The sequence below is a fragment of the Dickeya sp. ws52 genome, from assembly GCF_007210685.1.
Classification (GTDB): Bacteria; Pseudomonadota; Gammaproteobacteria; order Enterobacterales; family Enterobacteriaceae; genus Dickeya; species Dickeya chrysanthemi.
Window position 1 is genome coordinate 1 of record NZ_SZVX01000021.1, and the last position, 15948, is coordinate 15948.

Annotated in this window: 16 protein-coding genes and 1 other annotated feature; of the genes, 6 read left to right on the plus strand and 10 right to left on the minus strand. The window is 51.0% G+C overall.

Annotated elements, in window-relative coordinates; genetic code table 11:
* On the plus strand, positions 1–209 hold a 209-nt coding region (locus tag FDP13_RS21840), incomplete at its 5' end, for a hypothetical protein (protein WP_234424432.1).
* Positions 210–303: 94 nt separating this feature from the next.
* Here the strand turns inward: FDP13_RS21840 and clpB are convergent.
* From clpB to rluD, 3 genes are all read right to left on the minus strand, one after another.
* A complete protein-coding gene (clpB, locus tag FDP13_RS17695; RefSeq protein WP_012768755.1) occupies positions 304–2877 on the minus strand; it encodes an ATP-dependent chaperone ClpB in 2574 nt (857 codons plus the stop codon).
* A 134-nt stretch (positions 2878–3011) separates the two neighbouring features.
* On the minus strand, positions 3012–3737 hold the full coding sequence (gene yfiH, locus FDP13_RS17700; protein WP_199886352.1) for a purine nucleoside phosphorylase YfiH: 726 nt from the start codon (positions 3735–3737) through the stop codon (positions 3012–3014).
* 19 nt (positions 3738–3756) lie between these two features.
* Positions 3757–4734, minus strand: a complete 978-nt coding sequence (gene rluD, locus FDP13_RS17705) for a 23S rRNA pseudouridine(1911/1915/1917) synthase RluD (protein WP_143840043.1) — start codon at positions 4732–4734, stop codon at positions 3757–3759.
* Between the two features lie 133 nt (positions 4735–4867).
* On the opposite strand from rluD, the gene bamD reads away from it, so the two are divergent.
* The 3 genes from bamD to pheA all read left to right on the plus strand — a co-directional run bounded on the left by bamD (position 4868) and on the right by pheA (position 7769).
* The gene (gene bamD / locus FDP13_RS17710; protein WP_033577845.1) at positions 4868–5599 is read left to right on the plus strand and encodes an outer membrane protein assembly factor BamD; all 732 of its coding nucleotides are present in this window, start codon (positions 4868–4870) and stop codon (positions 5597–5599) included.
* 288 nt (positions 5600–5887) lie between these two features.
* Positions 5888–6223: a ribosome-associated translation inhibitor RaiA gene (gene raiA, locus FDP13_RS17715; RefSeq protein ID WP_012768751.1), complete on the plus strand. Its 336-nt coding sequence runs from the start codon at positions 5888–5890 to the stop codon at positions 6221–6223.
* Between the two features lie 239 nt (positions 6224–6462).
* Positions 6463–6589, plus strand: a sequence feature (Phe leader region).
* 22 nt (positions 6590–6611) lie between these two features.
* Positions 6612–7769: a bifunctional chorismate mutase/prephenate dehydratase gene (gene pheA, locus FDP13_RS17720; RefSeq protein WP_027711192.1), complete on the plus strand. Its 1158-nt coding sequence runs from the start codon at positions 6612–6614 to the stop codon at positions 7767–7769.
* A 95-nt stretch (positions 7770–7864) separates the two neighbouring features.
* Here the strand turns inward: pheA and tyrA are convergent, their stop codons facing one another.
* Complete coding sequence (tyrA, locus tag FDP13_RS17725) at positions 7865–8983, minus strand: bifunctional chorismate mutase/prephenate dehydrogenase (RefSeq protein ID WP_012768749.1); 1119 nt, start codon at positions 8981–8983, stop codon at positions 7865–7867.
* Positions 8984–8995: 12 nt separating this feature from the next.
* Positions 8996–10060 carry a 3-deoxy-7-phosphoheptulonate synthase gene (locus FDP13_RS17730; RefSeq protein ID WP_012768748.1) on the minus strand — a complete coding sequence of 355 codons (1065 nt, stop codon included), beginning with the start codon at positions 10058–10060 and terminating at the stop codon, positions 8996–8998.
* 593 nt (positions 10061–10653) lie between these two features.
* Here FDP13_RS17730 and FDP13_RS17735 point away from each other — a divergent pair.
* Positions 10654–11031, plus strand: a complete 378-nt coding sequence (locus FDP13_RS17735; protein ID WP_033577843.1) for a DUF2799 domain-containing protein — start codon at positions 10654–10656, stop codon at positions 11029–11031.
* Positions 11032–11342: 311 nt separating this feature from the next.
* A complete protein-coding gene (locus FDP13_RS17740; protein ID WP_143840044.1) occupies positions 11343–12293 on the plus strand; it encodes a cyclopropane-fatty-acyl-phospholipid synthase family protein in 951 nt (316 codons plus the stop codon).
* A gap of 76 nt (positions 12294–12369) precedes the next feature.
* Here FDP13_RS17740 and rplS read toward each other — a convergent pair whose 3' ends face one another.
* The 5 genes from rplS to ffh all read right to left on the minus strand — a co-directional run bounded on the left by rplS (position 12370) and on the right by ffh (position 15911).
* Positions 12370–12717, minus strand: a complete 348-nt coding sequence (gene rplS / locus FDP13_RS17745) for a 50S ribosomal protein L19 (RefSeq protein ID WP_012768745.1) — start codon at positions 12715–12717, stop codon at positions 12370–12372.
* A 62-nt stretch (positions 12718–12779) separates the two neighbouring features.
* Positions 12780–13535: a tRNA (guanosine(37)-N1)-methyltransferase TrmD gene (gene trmD / locus FDP13_RS17750; protein ID WP_012768744.1), complete on the minus strand. Its 756-nt coding sequence runs from the start codon at positions 13533–13535 to the stop codon at positions 12780–12782.
* A 40-nt stretch (positions 13536–13575) separates the two neighbouring features.
* Positions 13576–14124 (minus strand): ribosome maturation factor RimM, encoded by a 549-nt coding sequence (rimM, locus tag FDP13_RS17755; protein WP_012768743.1) that lies wholly within the window; start codon positions 14122–14124, stop codon positions 13576–13578.
* Between the two features lie 18 nt (positions 14125–14142).
* Positions 14143–14391: a 30S ribosomal protein S16 gene (gene rpsP / locus FDP13_RS17760; RefSeq protein ID WP_012768742.1), complete on the minus strand. Its 249-nt coding sequence runs from the start codon at positions 14389–14391 to the stop codon at positions 14143–14145.
* A gap of 158 nt (positions 14392–14549) precedes the next feature.
* On the minus strand, positions 14550–15911 hold the full coding sequence (ffh, locus tag FDP13_RS17765) for a signal recognition particle protein (protein ID WP_012768741.1): 1362 nt from the start codon (positions 15909–15911) through the stop codon (positions 14550–14552).
* Positions 15912–15948: the final 37 nt, after the last annotated feature.

Here is a 15948-nt window from a genome sequence, read left to right on the forward strand (position 1 = left end):
TAAAGAGCAGTGCGACCGGCCTGAGCCTGCTGTCGCGAGGTGGCGTATACTACGCTTTCCTCATGAAGAGTCAACGCTTTTTTCGTTTTCTCTTCCTGACACCGCGCTGCGTTGCCGCTGTTGCCGTGTCAGTGGATGCGCATTATAGGGAGTTCTTCTGGCCTGACAAGCGTAATTTTCAAAAAAGAGCACGACAGCTCATTTTTTAAACCAAAACGCAATCTCATGACGATTTACTGCTCATTATGGTGAGAAAAAAGCCAAACCCCGACATCATCCGGGGTTTGGTATTAAAGACTCGCGTTATTGACGGGCAACGATGGTTTCGTTTTCCACATCCAAAGTAACCGATTTTCCAGGAACTAAGGCACCAGACAATATCTTCTGGGCCAACGGATTTTCGATCATCTGCTGGATAGCCCGTTTCAGCGGGCGAGCGCCATATACGGGGTCAAAACCAGATTTGCCGAGCAACTCCAGCGCAGCATCAGAGATAGACACGGTATAACCACGCTCTTCCATTCGTTTATAAAGGCGCTGCAATTGGATCTGCGCAATTGATGTAATGTGGCTTTGACCTAACGGATGGAATACAACGACTTCATCAATACGGTTAATGAATTCGGGGCGGAAATGATGGCTGACAATACCCAACACCATATCGCGCATCTGGCTGTAATTCATTTCGCCGAACCGCTCCTGAATAAGATCGGATCCCAAGTTGGATGTCATGATAACCACCGTATTGCGAAAATCCACCGTGCGGCCTTGGCCATCAGTCAAACGTCCGTCATCCAGTACCTGAAGCAGAATGTTAAAGACATCAGGATGCGCTTTTTCCACTTCGTCCAGCAAGATAACCGAATAAGGGCGACGACGTACCGCTTCGGTCAGATACCCGCCCTCTTCATAGCCGACATACCCTGGAGGAGCACCGACTAAACGAGACACCGAGTGCTTTTCCATAAATTCGGACATATCAATACGCACCATGGCGTCATCGCTATCGAACAAGAACGACGCCAGCGTCTTGCATAACTCGGTTTTCCCCACGCCAGTCGGCCCCAAAAACAAAAACGAACCGATAGGACGATTAGGATCCGATAATCCGGCCCGGCTACGACGAATCGAGTTCGCGACGGCCTCTACCGCTTCGTTCTGCCCAATAACCCGCTGATGCAGTTCCTGCTCCATGCGCAGCAGCTTTTCCCGCTCGCTTTCCAGCATCCGGGAAACAGGGATACCGGTCCAGCGGGCAAGCACTTCGGCAATCTCAGCGTCTGTCACACGATTACGAAGCAGGTGCATAGTCTTGCCTTCCGCCTGTGTAGCGGCAGCAAGTTGTTTTTCAAGTTCAGGAATTTTGCCGTACTGTAATTCCGACATCCGGCCCAAATCCCCCTGGCGTCTCGCCTGCTCCAAAGAGATTTTTGCCTGTTCCAACGCCGCCTTAATGTTTTGCGTGCCGGTTAACGACGCTTTTTCCGCTTTCCACTCTTCTTCCAGTTTTGAGTATTCGCGTTCTTTTTGCTCCAGCTCAGCATTCAGAATCTCCAGACGCTTCAGGCTGGCTTCATCAGATTCTTTCTTCAATGCCTGCTGTTCCAGTTTCAACTGGATAATCCGCCGGTCAAGGCGATCCAACGGTTCCGGTTTAGAGTCTATCTGCATACGGATACTGGACGCGGCTTCATCAATCAGGTCGATCGCTTTATCCGGCAATTTCCGATCGGAGATATACCGATGTGACAACATGGCTGCAGCAACAATCGCCGGATCGGTGATTTGCACGTGATGATGCAATTCATACCGCTCTTTCAAACCACGCAGAATAGCGATGGTATCTTCAACGGTCGGTTCGGCAACAAACACTTTCTGGAAACGGCGTTCAAGGGCAGCATCTTTTTCAATGAACTGCCGGTATTCATCCAGCGTCGTCGCCCCTACACAGTGCAACTCACCACGCGCCAGAGCGGGTTTAAGCATATTACCGGCATCCATGGCACCATCAGCCTTACCGGCACCGACCATGGTATGCAGTTCGTCAATAAAAAGAATGACGTTGCCTTCCTGTTTGGACAGGTCGTTCAACACGCCTTTTAGACGTTCTTCGAACTCACCACGATATTTGGCCCCGGCAACCAGTGCGCCCATATCGAGTGACAGCACGCGTTTATTCTTCAACCCTTCGGGGACTTCACCATTGACGATACGCTGCGCTAGCCCTTCGACAATCGCAGTTTTACCGACACCAGGCTCACCAATTAAAACCGGGTTATTCTTGGTTCTGCGTTGCAGTACCTGAATAGTACGACGAATTTCCTCATCACGGCCAATAACCGGATCCAGCTTGCCTTGTTCAGCCCGCTCGGTGAGGTCGATAGTGAATTTTTTCAACGCCTGACGCTGATCTTCAGCACTCTGATCATTGACTTGCTGCCCGCCGCGAACCTGTTCAATGGCTTTAGCCACATTCTGTTGCGTGGCTCCCGCATTCTTTAACAGATCGCCTAACGCGCTGTGCGATTCGAATACCGCCAGCACGAATAATTCTGAAGAAATGAATGTGTCGCCCTTTTTCTGCGCCAGCTTGTCACAGATATTGAGCGTCCGTACCAGCTCACTGGACGGTTGAACATCGCCACCGGTGCCCTCAACCTGTGGTAAGCGACTGATTGCCTGTTCAATTTCATTTTTAAGACGGCTGATGTTTGCTCCGGCGGCCGTCAGCAGAGGGCCGACGGTACCGCCTTCCTGGTTCAGAAGGGCACTCATCAAATGCAGCGGCTCAATAAATTGATGGTCTCGTCCGAGCGCGAGGGATTGGGCATCAGCGAGGGCAAGCTGGAACTTGTTGGTAAGACGATCCAGACGCATAACTCCTCCCATACATACTGGTCAAAATTGCTACTGGAGATTAAATGAGGTCATCCCTCAAAAATTCAAGATGATTTTGCCAGTAATAATAGAAGGAAAAACGTTAATCCTCCGGATCGTCTTAATTCAATAGGTTATATCAGCCAAATCAAAGTTGCCATACGTCCGGTCACGCCATCGCGCCGATAGGAGAAAAACCGATGCGCATCACTGACCGTACAATACTCGCCGCCAAACACTTGATTGACGCCAGCAGCCTGTAAACGTAAACGAGCCAGCTGATAAATATCGGCGAGGAATTTACCATTCTGGGGAGCGAAAGCGCAATCGGCCGCTGGGTCTACGTGTAGAAAAGCCTCACGAACCTCGCTCCCTACTTCAAATTTCTGCGGGCCGATCGCCGGCCCCATCCATGCCATAATGTCCGCCGCTCCGGCTCGGAAATGACGTAACGTCTGCTCCAGAATACCGGCTTGCAGGCCACGCCAGCCGGCATGTGCCGCCGCAACCTCTCGGCCATCGGCGGAACAGAACAGAACCGGCAAACAATCAGCAGTCATCACCGCACATACGCGATCCAAACGAGTGGTATAAACCGCATCCCCCGTCAACGCATCAGGCAATGCCTGATCAAGGTTAATCACCTGTGTGCCATGCACCTGCTCCAGCCAGTGCGGCATGGCCGGCAATCCGGCTGCAGCAACCAAATGTTGACGGTTGTTTTGCACATGCTGAAGCTCATCCCCTACATGATTACCTAAATTCAGCGAATCATACGGAGCATGGCTGACGCCGCCAAGACGAGTGGTGCTGCAGGCACGCACCGTCGCCGGTGCAGGCCAGTCGGGTATTAACATCATGTTGCCAGGCGCCATGCCATCACCAGTCAAGTTGATCTTTAAACGCGTCGGTATCCGCTTTCAGTGCGGCAATGAGGTCTACCATATCCTGCGGCAATGCGGCGTGCCACTCCATTTCAATACCACTAATCGGGTGATAAAGCCGTAACATGGTGGCGTGCAACGCCTGACGATCAAAATTGCGCAGCGTCTCGATAAATGTATCGGACGCCCCTTTCGGCAGACGCGGACGACCGCCATATAACGGGTCGCCTATCAGCGGATGATTGATATGCGCCATGTGAACGCGAATCTGGTGGGTTCTCCCGGTCTCCAGCCGCAAACGCAGGCGGGTATGCGCACGGAAATGCTCCATGATGCGATAGTGCGTCACGGCTGGCTTACCCATCAGATGTACCGCCATATGTGTACGCTTGGTGGAGTGACGAGCGATCGGTTCATCCACAGTGCCGCCGGCCGTCATCGTGCCGATGGCTACCGCTTCATATTCTCGGGTGATCTCACGCGCTTGCAACGACTCGACCAGCCTGGTCTGTGCCGGCACGGTTTTCGCAACCACCATCAAACCGGTGGTATCCTTGTCTAAACGGTGAACAATGCCGGCGCGCGGAACATCAGCAATCGCCGGATAATGATGTAACAGCGCGTTCAGCACCGTGCCGTCGGGATTACCGGCGCCAGGATGCACCACCAGATCGCGTGGTTTGTTGATAACCAGGATATCGTCATCTTCATACACAATATCCAACGAAATCGGCTGCGCTTCCCAGCGCGCTTCTTCCTCGATCAGAGCATCAATGGCAACGGACTCTCCACCAAGCACTTTCTCTTTTGGTCTGTCGACCGTATTACCGTTAATCTGTACCCGCTGTTCCAGAATCCACGTTTTTATGCGAGAACGGGAATAATCAGGGAACAATTCGGCCAAAGCCTGATCTAAACGTTGTCCAAGTTGAGATTCGGCCACCGTCGCGGTGAGTTGTACTTGTTGGGACATAGTATGCTGCTTCTTATTAACGTTGGGTTTTAACGGCGATGCCGTTTAAAATAATGTACCATTGTAGCTGGTCTTAATCGGGAGCTTAACGGACAGTTTCCCGGAAAAACACTCTGAGGATAATCAAATCGTCATGACGCGTATGAAATACCTGGTGGCTGCTGCCACGTTGAGCCTGACGCTGGCTGGTTGCTCCAATTCCAAAGATGCGGTTCCCGACCGTCCACCTTCAGAACTGTATGCCACCGCCCAGGAAAAACTGCAGGACGGCAACTTTAAAGCAGCCATCACGCAGTTGGAAGCGTTGGATAACCGTTATCCATTCGGCCCTTACTCCCAGCAGGTCCAGCTAGACCTGATTTACGCCTATTACAAATCCGCCGAGTTGCCGTTGGCTCAGGCGTCGATTGATCGTTTCATCCGCCTGAATCCAACACATCCAAACGTGGACTATGTCCTGTATATGCGTGGGCTGACCAACATGGCGCAGGATGACAGTGCGCTGCAAGGTTTCTTTGGCGTCGATCGTTCCGACCGCGATCCTCAGTATGCCCGTGCGGCATTCAAGGCGTTCAGCCAGTTACTCCAGGGCTACCCGAACAGCCAGTACGCTACGGACACCAGCAAACGCCTGGCATTCCTGAAAGAACGTCTGGCCAAATATGAACTCTCCGTTGCACAGTATTACACGAAACGCGGCGCCTATGTTGCGGTGGTTAACCGTGTAGAGCAAATGCTGAAGGACTATCCTGACACGCAGGCGACACGTACTGCGTTACCATTGATGGAAAACGCCTACCGGGAATTGCAACTGACTGCGCAGGCCGACAAGGTAGCCAAGATAATCGCCGCTAACCCTGCCTGAAGGAATATACCCGAATCCTTTAAATTATCACGGCAACTTCGGTTGCCGTTGTTCTTTGTATGGCCGGGAATACTGGATTTAGCCGCACAATCCCGTCAATACATCTAATAGATAATGGCACACCCCTTATAAGGCGACAAGCTTGCTGCGCCGATTCCCCAAAGCCGCTCACAAATCAATTCAGATGACGGAAAAGCGACCAAAAAAAGTGATCAAAATCACCCACTTTGCATCAGCTAGGGGTATGCTGAAATCACCAAGACGGAAAAGGCAGAGAGGTAAGTTTTTATGACTATCAACATTACCAGCAAACAGATGGATATTACCCCCGCAATACGTCAGCATGTCGAAGACCGTCTCACCAAACTGGATAAATGGCAGACCCAGTTGATTAATCCGCATATCATCCTGTCTAAAGAGCCTCAGGGGTTTGTGGCCGACGCTACCATCAGCACGCCGAATGGCCCACTGGTCGCCAGTGCCAAACACGAAGATATGTATGCCGCCGTCAATGAGCTTATCGCGAAACTGGAACGGCAGTTGAATAAAGTTCAACATAAAGGCGAAGCACGTCGAGCTGATACAGGCATCAAGGATGTCAATTTACAGGCTTCGGCAGAATGACGATGGCGGATGGTGATACGATTCACCTGCCGTTATTGTGATGACAGATTCTGTTAGTTGTCTGAAACGCGCCGCCCGGCGCGTTTTTTATACCTGTCTACAGACGTTTTTACACTATCGATACGCGCTTACATTACCGGGAAGCCGCCCGCATTGTTCACGACTCGCGGTGATTTTGTGTTGACAGGATGAAAAGGCAACAGTTACCTTAATTGATATTCTCAACAAGGATTTTCCTGCATGACGCACCACCTGTTCTTCTTCGTATTTTTCTTTACTCTCCCCAACGCGGGGGCCGATTTGTCGTGTGAGTAAAAATACGAAGACGAACAAAAAAAGCCTCCTCACTCAGGAGGCTTTTTTATTGGACAGCAACCAGGTACACACCATGACCGATAACCCATTACTGGCGCTACGCGAGCGCATTACCGCGCTGGATACACAACTGCTCGACCTGTTGGCGCAACGGCGAGAACTCGCGCTTGATGTGGCGAGAGCCAAGCAGCATTCTCACCGCCCCATTCGCGACAAAGAACGCGAGCGGGATTTGCTATCCCGGTTGGTTGAAGAAGGGAAAAAACGGCAGCTCGACGGTCACTATATTACCCGTCTGTTCCAGCTGATTATCGAAGACTCCGTTCTGACCCAACAGGCGCTACTACAGCAGCACCTTAATGCTGGCGAATCTCACTCTGCCCGCATCGCTTTTCTCGGACCCAAAGGATCCTATTCCCATTTAGCTGCACGTCAGTATGCTGCGCGCCATTTCGACCAGATCGTTGAATGTGGCTGCCAACGCTTTCAGGACATCATCAATTTGGTAGAAACCGGGCAGGCGGATTACGCCGTGCTGCCGATAGAAAACACCAGTTCTGGTTCCATCAACGATGTTTACGACCTATTGCAACACACCGGTTTGTCCATCGTCGGTGAACTGACTACCCCGATTGATCACTGCGTGCTGGTTGCAGTGGATACCCAACTGGACCAGATCCAGACCGTTTACAGCCACCCGCAACCTTTCCAGCAATGCAGTAATTTTATCAACCGGTTTCCGCACTGGAAAATCGAGTATTGTGAGAGCACCGCGGCTGCCATGGCAAAGGTCGCCGAGCTTAACTCCCCACATGCCGCTGCGCTGGGTAGCGAAGCCGGTGGCATACTCTATCAGTTGCAGGTGCTGGAGCATAACCTGGCCAATCAGGTGCAAAATATCACCCGGTTCATTGTCCTGGCTCGCAAACCGATTGAGGTCACCGAGCAGGTTCCCGCGAAAACCACGTTGATCATGGCGACCGGGCAGCAATCCGGAGCACTGGTAGAAGCACTGCTGGTTTTGCGCGAACACGGCATTGTGATGACAAAACTCGAGTCGCGACCAATAAACGGCAACCCATGGGAAGAGATGTTTTATATTGATGTGCAGGCTAATCTGCGTAATGACAATACCCGCAAGGCGCTACAAGGCTTGGCTGCCATTACTCGCTCACTCAAGGTGCTTGGCTGTTACCCCAGCGAAAATGTGGTGCCGGTAGAACCATCATAAAACGCGCCATACCCGGCGAAACCAAGGTATATGCGTTACTTTCTCAATAAAAAACCACCATCCGAGGATGGTGGTTTTCCAGGAAACCCACGCGACTAGCGGATATCATTCGCCTGACGCAACAGAGTACGGCTTTCCGCCATAAATCGCCGCGAATAATCACCAAACCAGTGTTCGACTTTCTTGAAACTGCTGATAAAGGCAGCTTTATCTCCCGCTTCCAGCAACGAAATCGCCTCGCCAAAACGCTGGTAATAGCGCTTAATCAACGCAAGGTTGTTGCCAGAGGACATGATGATATCAGCATAGAGTTGCGGATCCTGTGCAAACAAACGCCCTACCATCGCCAGTTCAAGGCGATATATCGGCGAAGAAAGCGCCAGCAATTGTTCCAACTGCACATTCTCTTCTGCCAAATGTACGCCATAGGCAAAGGTCGCAAAATGCCGTAAAGCCTGGATGAATGCCATATTCTGGTCATGTTCCACGGCACTGGTACGATGTAACCGGGCACCCCAGACTTGAATCTGTTCCAGTAACCATTGATAAGCTTCCGGCTGGCGCCCATCGCAATACACCACAACCTGTTTCGCCAGACTACCGATATCCGGGCCAAACATCGGGTGCAGACCTAACACCGGGCCGTGATGCGCCGCCAGCATCGCTTGTAATGGGCCATTCTTGACTGAAGCTAAATCCACCAGAATACAGTCATCCGGCAATCTGGGCAGACGGGTTATCACGTCTTCAGTGACATGAATTGGAACACTGACAATAACCATACCGGCATCCGCCAGTAGGATTTCCGCTTGCGGCCAATCCTCTTGCTCCAGAATACGGACCTGATAGCCGGATAGCGTCAACATCCTGTCGAACAGGCGCCCCATCTGTCCACGTCCTCCGACGATCACGATTGGACGCAGTGACGGAGAGAGCGTTTTGAACCCTTTGTCATTCTCACTGGCGTAGGATTCCCGCATCACCCGACGCAGAACATCCTCAATCAAATCCGGAGGAACACCCAGCGTTTCGGCCTCTTTACGTCGTGAACTCAGCATCGCTGCTTCCCGATCAGGTGCATAAATTGGCAAACCATAACGGCTCTTTACCTCGCCGACTTCCGCCACCAGACGTAGCCGACGTGACAACAACGCCAATAATGCTTTATCTACCTCATCTATCTGATCACGCAGTGCGGTCAGTTCAGCGACCATCTGTTCTTCTCCTTACTGATTGACGCTTATCGCACTCAGCTCTTTATGAACCGAGCGCAACAATGTTTCTGTGCTTTCCCAACTGATGCAGGCATCGGTTACCGACACGCCGTAGCGCATGTTTGCGCGCGGTTGTTCGGAAGACTGATTACCTTCATGGATATGACTTTCCAGCATCAGCCCGATGATAGAGCGATTGCCGGACTTGATCTGCTCAATCGCGGACTCCACTACCAGCGGCTGCCGACGGTAGTCTTTGTTGGAATTACCGTGGCTACAATCTATCATCAGCGCCGGATTCAGTCCTGCATCGCGCATCTGTTTTTCACACTCAGCGACGTCTTCCGCACTGTAGTTCGGCTTCTTGCCGCCACGCAAGATGACGTGTCCATCAGGATTACCCTGTGTTTGCAATAAGCAAACCTGGCCGCTCTGGTTGATACCAACAAAACGATGTGGCATTGACGCCGCTTTCATCGCGTTGATGGCGGTTCCCAAACTACCGTCTGTACCGTTCTTGAAACCTACCGGCATAGACAGCCCGGAAGCCATTTCACGATGCGTCTGTGATTCGGTAGTTCTGGCGCCGATTGCCGACCAACTGAACAAATCTCCCAGATATTGCGGGCTATTGGGATCCAATGCCTCGGTCGCCAGCGGTAACCCCATGTTTACCAATTTCAGCAGCAGATCTCGGGCGATGTGCAACCCCGCTTCCATATCAAAGGAACCATCCATATAGGGATCATTGATCAACCCTTTCCAGCCGACGGTGGTACGGGGTTTCTCAAAATAGACACGCATAACAATGTACAGCCGATCGCTCAATTCAGCAGACAAGGATTGGAGGCGACGCGCGTATTCCAGTGCGGCATCGGTATCATGAATAGAACAGGGACCACACACCACCAGCAGGCGCTTATCATTACCATGAATAATATCGGCGATGGTTTTACGAGATAGAGCAATCGCCTGCTGTTCTGGTTCATTCAGCGGGAATTTAGCTTTCAGCTCGTCAGGAGTGATAAGAATCTGTTCGGCGCTGATATGAATGTTATTGAGCGTGTCTTTTTGCATGATGGTGATCCTGTTTGTTCCTTTGGTATGAAGGGCTCGATCGTCATTGTCTGTCGCAGGTTCACACCTTAACACATGGGTCGTAAATTTTTCAAGCCATTAGTGTAAAGTTAAAGTTACTACCATAAAACAGTATCAGAATCACAAAATGGATGTCGTGAACCCGGAAGCCTTATCTTAATTACCGGGAAAATCAGACAAGGACGTTTGTCAACCGAGTGTCTCTTTTTAGGAGACAGGAGCTTTAATCACGATAAATGGTCTTCATTGGCTTATCGGATAGGCCATGCAAGGTAGCTATCACCGTATCCACAAACGAATCCGCTCGCTTCGTCATAAGCATACTGAGATACATCGGCTAAAATGACCGGATAAACGCCACATCTCAATCGTAAACAAAAATATACACACCCTGTTGTTTAATCTGGATAAGCGGACCCCTTAAATGTCGGCGTTATCGCGAGAAAGGTAACACCAGTCTTTCTCCAGCCTGTAAATACGGTTTGCTATCTGAAATCATTAAAGAAAAAACAGAGAATTGCGTAATATTAACGGTATTCCTCTACCCAGAAGAGAGTTGCATAGGTTCAACCATGAAACACGGCATAGTACTGATAGGATTGCTGTTACTTACCGGATGCCAATCCGTTCCATCAATCTCACCGACTAGTAGTGGGCAGAACTTTTGGTATGACGCGGGGTATAAAGATGCCGCCAACGGATTGATCGTTAAAGATAATGAAACTCTGTCGGAGTGGTTCGGCAACCCGGATGTAGATCGCCATGCTTATTTGAACGGGTACCAGGCCGGTCAGACAGCGTGGTGCCATTCCGATAATGTCGAAGCCTGGGGACGAGCCGGAAAGCCGTTTCCTGCTAGTTGTGATAGTGCCGGTGATGCCGATGGGTTAAAAAAAGTCTGGCAACATGCGGCAGATAGCCTTCCTGTTGCCGTCGGCTCCGCCCACTAACGCACACACCTCGCATAACACCGTGTTATAGAAAAGGTTATTCCATACGGAATTATAGCCCCTTACGTTACACCGCAAGGGGATCTGGATATACAGCCTGTTTGATGAGCAAATCATCAGGCTTTCAGATAAATCGCCTACCCACAAAAACAAACCATATTTATAATAACCTTTATAAATAATAACTAAACACAATAAAACCTGCACAAAATGAAAGTGAATGCACACGTTTATCTTGTCTTGCCATCATTGCTCTGGCTGAACTTTCACCGCATTTATGCACGCAATAAGCCGGCAAACAGGATCTAATTATGAAAAACACGTCGCTATATTCTGGACAAGGGCAACTGCTGTCACATCAATTACATGCAAAGGATGATCTCGACGCGACGCTTAATGCAGTCAAAATCAGGCTACAAGAGGCGGGGGATCTTCCCGGTGCTACAGTAGAAGAGCAAATCGCGATCGCCGAAGAGCTGTCGACATTCGATTTGGGCCGTTTCTTACTGGCGCACAGGGGATTGAATGCCTACTGGACTCATCATCTGGTCACCTACTCATCCGACAATGTAACGCTCCCTTCTCATAGTGATCTGGAACGATTGATCTATGAACGGTTACCAGCCGTACTCGCTACCCGTGAGCGGTTTCGCATTTTTCGCCAGCAGTTGCAATCACGGCTACATGATGGAATGGTTCTCGCCTCGGTCCCTTGTGGGCTGATGGGTGATTTACTGTTGCTGGACTATTCTCACCATCAGAATGTACGGTTGATCGGCGTAGATTTGGATCATCAGGCGCTGGAAGCAGCGGATTCGCTAGCGAGACAACAGCATTGTGATAATCACATTACATTGTTGCAAGGTGATGCCTGGTCATTACAACTCCCTGAACCGGTAGATATTCTCACCAGCAACGGGCTTAACATATATGAGCAGGATGATGAACGCGTCACCGATCTTTATCGCGCATTCAATCACGCGCTAAAACCAGGCGGTATACTGATCACCAGCTTTCTGACACCGCCCCCGGTGTTGTCGTCGGAGTCGCCCTGGAAAGTCACGGAGGAAGAACAGCGCTTACTTCCCTTACAACATTTGCTGTTCTCACGCATTCTGGAAGCAAAGTGGACGGCATTTCGTACCCACCGTCAAACACAGCGCCAGTTGGAAAACGCAGGGTTTCACGACATACACTTTATCGATGACCGCATGGCTATGTACCCTACCGTTATCGCCCGGAAAACGGAAAGCACGGTATAGCACAGAGGAAGTACCAAAGAAAAAGGGGTGGCAAATGCCACCCCTTATCGCTTTCGGATGTTGCGAAAGCGTATGCTTAGTTAAGACGCTCTTTGATACGAGCAGACTTACCAGCACGCTCACGCAGGTAGTACAGTTTGGCTTTACGCACAGCACCACGGCGCTTAACGGTAATGCTATCCACTACCGGAGAGTGCGTCTGGAATACGCGCTCTACGCCTTCGCCGTTGGAAATCTTGCGAACAGTGAATGCAGAGTGCAGACCGCGGTTACGAATTGCGATAACCACGCCCTCGAATGCCTGCAGACGTTTTTTGGAACCTTCAACGACCCATACCTTCACTTCCACGGTATCACCCGGACGGAACGCAGGTACGTCTTGCTTCATCTGCTCTTGTTCAAGCTGCTTGATAATATTGCTCATAATATGTCTCTTACCCTAGGTAAACTGATATTTGGGTTCGCCGGCATTGCCTCAGCGGCCCCCTAATACTCGTGTTGTCCAGACTGATATTCCCGTTGGAACTCAGTCAACAACGTTGCTTGCTCGTCAGTCAGAGCTAGGCTTTTCAGAAGTTCAGGTCTTCTAAGCCAGGTTCGGCCCAGCGACTGCTTCAAACGCCAGCGGCGTATTTCCGCATGATTGCCCGACAACAATACTGCCGGTACATCCATGCCTTCCAACACTTCAGGCCGGGTATAGTGAGGACAGTCCAGCAATCCATCGGCAAAAGAATCTTCCTGTGCCGAAGCCTCATGACCCAGTACGCCGGGGATAAACCGGGCAACCGAATCAATCAGCGTCATTGCCGGTAGTTCGCCACCACTGAGAACGTAGTCGCCGATTGACCATTCTTCGTCAATTTCGGTTTTAATGACTCGCTCATCAATGCCCTCGTACCTTCCGCAAACCAGAATCATCTTCTGATTTGCAGCGAGTTGACGTACGCCTTGCTGATCCAGTTTGCGACCCTGCGGTGATAGATAAATCACCCGAGCCCCTTCGCCTGCCGCTGCTTTCGCTGCATGGATAGCATCCCGCAAGGGCTGCACCATCATCAACATACCGGGACCGCCGCCATAAGGGCGATCGTCCACCGTGCGATGTCGATCGTAAGTGAAGTCGCGAGGACTCCAGTACTGTACGCTCAGCAGGCCATTTTTTACTGCCCGGCCAGTGACTCCATAATCAGTAATGGCGCGAAACATCTCAGGAAATAGGCTAATCACCCCAATCCACATAGCACCGTTCCACTCTCATTAACTGCAGACATTACAGAGTTCAAAAACCAGGATCCCAATCTACTTCAATACGATGAGTAGACAGGTCAATGTGCTTGATAACCTGTTCGGTCAGAAACGGAATCAACCGTTCCTTGACCCCGTAAGCATCTTTCAGGTTGGCTCTTACTACCAGGACGTCATTCGAACCGGTTTCCATCATGTCTATGACTTTTCCCAGCTCATAGCCACCGATGGTGACAACGTCGCAACCAATAAGATCCTTCCAGTAATAATCGCCTTCATCCAGTTCAGGTAATTGGGCTGAATCCACGACAATTTCGCAATTGGTCAATAAATTCGCCGCTTCCCGATCATCAATACCTTTCAGTTTAATGACCAGGTCCTGATTATGGTGCCGCCAGCTCTCGATCTCGATCGGTTGCCACAGCCCTTTATTCCGGATGAACCAAGGCTGATAATCAAAAATGCTTTCGGCGTCTTCGGTGGATGAAAACACTCTGAGCCAACCTTTAATGCCGTACGTCGACCCCAATTTTCCCAATACAATCGGGTTGACCGGGGCTTTCGGGCTGAGTTGCTTGCTCATTACCACCACCGCAACAGATTACGCTGCTTTTTTCGCGTCTTTGATCAGCGCAGAAACGCGATCAGAAACGGTAGCGCCCTGACCAACCCAGTGCTCGATACGGTCAAGATCCAGGCGCAGGCCTTCTGCTTTACCGGTAGCGATTGGGTTGAAGAAACCTACGCGCTCAATGAAACGACCGTCGCGCGCATTGCGGCTATCGGTCACAACGACTTGATAGAACGGGCGTTTTTTAGCGCCGCCACGTGCCAAACGAATTGTTACCATAACATCCTCTTTAGTTAATAAAACAACCGGGCCCCATCGAGGAACGGGGCCCAGTGTCATATAAAAAGCCCGAAGATTTTACTCATTTTGGTGCAAAAAGCAATCTAAAACCATGCGTTCGCACCATCGACTTTTCTGCCGAGGTCATGCGCCCCGACTTAACGGCCCGGAAAACCCGGCGGCATCATTCCTTTCATGCCGCGCATCATCTTGGCCAAACCGCCGTTCTTCATCTTTTTCATCATGCGCTGCATATCATCAAACTGTTTCAACAGCCGGTTGACGTCCTGCACCTGCATACCCGAACCCATCGCGATGCGGCGCTTACGTGAACCTTTGATGATTTCCGGTTTGGCGCGCTCCTGTTGCGTCATGGAGTTGATGATAGCCTCCATCCGCACCAACACCTTGTCATCCATCTGCGATTTTACGTTATCCGGGATCTGCCCCATACCGGGCAATTTGCTCATCATGCTGGCCATGCCGCCCATGTTGCGCATCTGCTTGAGCTGATCCAGGAAATCGGTCAGATCAAAACCATCACCTTTCTTCAGTTTCTTGGCCAGTTTTTCAGCCTGAGAACGGTCGACCTTGCTTTCCAGCTCCTCAATCAGCGAGAGCACATCGCCCATACCAAGAATGCGCGAAGCGATACGGTCTGGGTAGAAAGGCTCCAGCGCATCGGTCTTCTCACCGACACCTAAGAACTTGATCGGTTTACCCGTGATATGGCGGATGGAGAGTGCGGCACCACCGCGAGCGTCACCATCGATTTTGGTCAGGATCACCCCGGTCAACGGCAACGCTTCGTTAAATGCTTTGGCCGTATTCGCCGCATCCTGACCGGTCATGGCGTCAACCACAAACAGGGTTTCTACCGGATTGATCGACGCATGTACCTGCTTGATTTCGTCCATCATGGCGTCATCGACATGCAGACGACCGGCGGTATCCACCAGCAGAACATCGTAGAACTTCAGTTTGGCATGCTGTAGCGCGCGATTGACGATATCAATCGGCTTTTCATGTGCTTCCGAAGGAAAGAAGTCAACACCGACGGTTTGCGCCAGCGTTTCCAACTGCTTAATCGCCGCCGGGCGATACACGTCCGCCGAGACAACCAGCACTTTCTTCTTCTGCTTTTCGCGCAGGAATTTACCTAACTTACCAACGCTGGTGGTTTTACCCGCCCCTTGCAGACCCGCCATCAGCACTACCGCTGGCGGCTGGGCAGCCAGATTAAGCGCCTGGTTGACCTCGCCCATGGCGGCCACCAGCTCATTCTGGACAATCTTGACGAATTCCTGCCCCGGCGTCAGGCTCTTGTTGACTTCATGACCTACCGCCTGCTCTTTGACGCGGTTAATGAAATCACGCACCACCGGCAGCGCCACATCGGCTTCCAGCAGCGCCATACGGACTTCACGCAGCGTATCCTTGATATTGTCTTCCGTCAGCCGCCCACGGCCGCTGATATTGCGCAGAGTGCGCGATAGTCGATCGGTTAAATTTTCAAACATATCTCATGCTCAATGTGAAACTGGCCGCTACCGCGAC

What these genes read in the sequence shown, in the direction of transcription:
- rimM (WP_012768743.1), bottom strand. Translation starts at nt 14,124, where the DNA reads ATGAGCAAGCAACTCAGCCCGAAAGCCCCGGTCAACCCGATTGTATTG.
- rpsP (WP_012768742.1), bottom strand. Translation starts at nt 14,391, where the DNA reads ATGGTAACAATTCGTTTGGCACGTGGCGGCGCTAAAAAACGCCCGTTC.
- clpB (WP_012768755.1), bottom strand. Translation starts at nt 2,877, where the DNA reads ATGCGTCTGGATCGTCTTACCAACAAGTTCCAGCTTGCCCTCGCTGAT.
- bamD (WP_033577845.1), top strand. Translation starts at nt 4,868, where the DNA reads ATGACGCGTATGAAATACCTGGTGGCTGCTGCCACGTTGAGCCTGACG.
- FDP13_RS17740 (WP_143840044.1), top strand. Translation starts at nt 11,343, where the DNA reads ATGAAAAACACGTCGCTATATTCTGGACAAGGGCAACTGCTGTCACAT.
- tyrA (WP_012768749.1), bottom strand. Translation starts at nt 8,983, where the DNA reads ATGGTCGCTGAACTGACCGCACTGCGTGATCAGATAGATGAGGTAGAT.
- FDP13_RS17730 (WP_012768748.1), bottom strand. Translation starts at nt 10,060, where the DNA reads ATGCAAAAAGACACGCTCAATAACATTCATATCAGCGCCGAACAGATT.
- trmD (WP_012768744.1), bottom strand. Translation starts at nt 13,535, where the DNA reads ATGTGGATTGGGGTGATTAGCCTATTTCCTGAGATGTTTCGCGCCATT.
- FDP13_RS17735 (WP_033577843.1), top strand. Translation starts at nt 10,654, where the DNA reads ATGAAACACGGCATAGTACTGATAGGATTGCTGTTACTTACCGGATGC.
- rluD (WP_143840043.1), bottom strand. Translation starts at nt 4,734, where the DNA reads ATGTCCCAACAAGTACAACTCACCGCGACGGTGGCCGAATCTCAACTT.
- rplS (WP_012768745.1), bottom strand. Translation starts at nt 12,717, where the DNA reads ATGAGCAATATTATCAAGCAGCTTGAACAAGAGCAGATGAAGCAAGAC.
- yfiH (WP_199886352.1), bottom strand. Translation starts at nt 3,737, where the DNA reads ATGATGTTAATACCCGACTGGCCTGCACCGGCGACGGTGCGTGCCTGC.
- ffh (WP_012768741.1), bottom strand. Translation starts at nt 15,911, where the DNA reads ATGTTTGAAAATTTAACCGATCGACTATCGCGCACTCTGCGCAATATC.
- raiA (WP_012768751.1), top strand. Translation starts at nt 5,888, where the DNA reads ATGACTATCAACATTACCAGCAAACAGATGGATATTACCCCCGCAATA.
- pheA (WP_027711192.1), top strand. Translation starts at nt 6,612, where the DNA reads ATGACCGATAACCCATTACTGGCGCTACGCGAGCGCATTACCGCGCTG.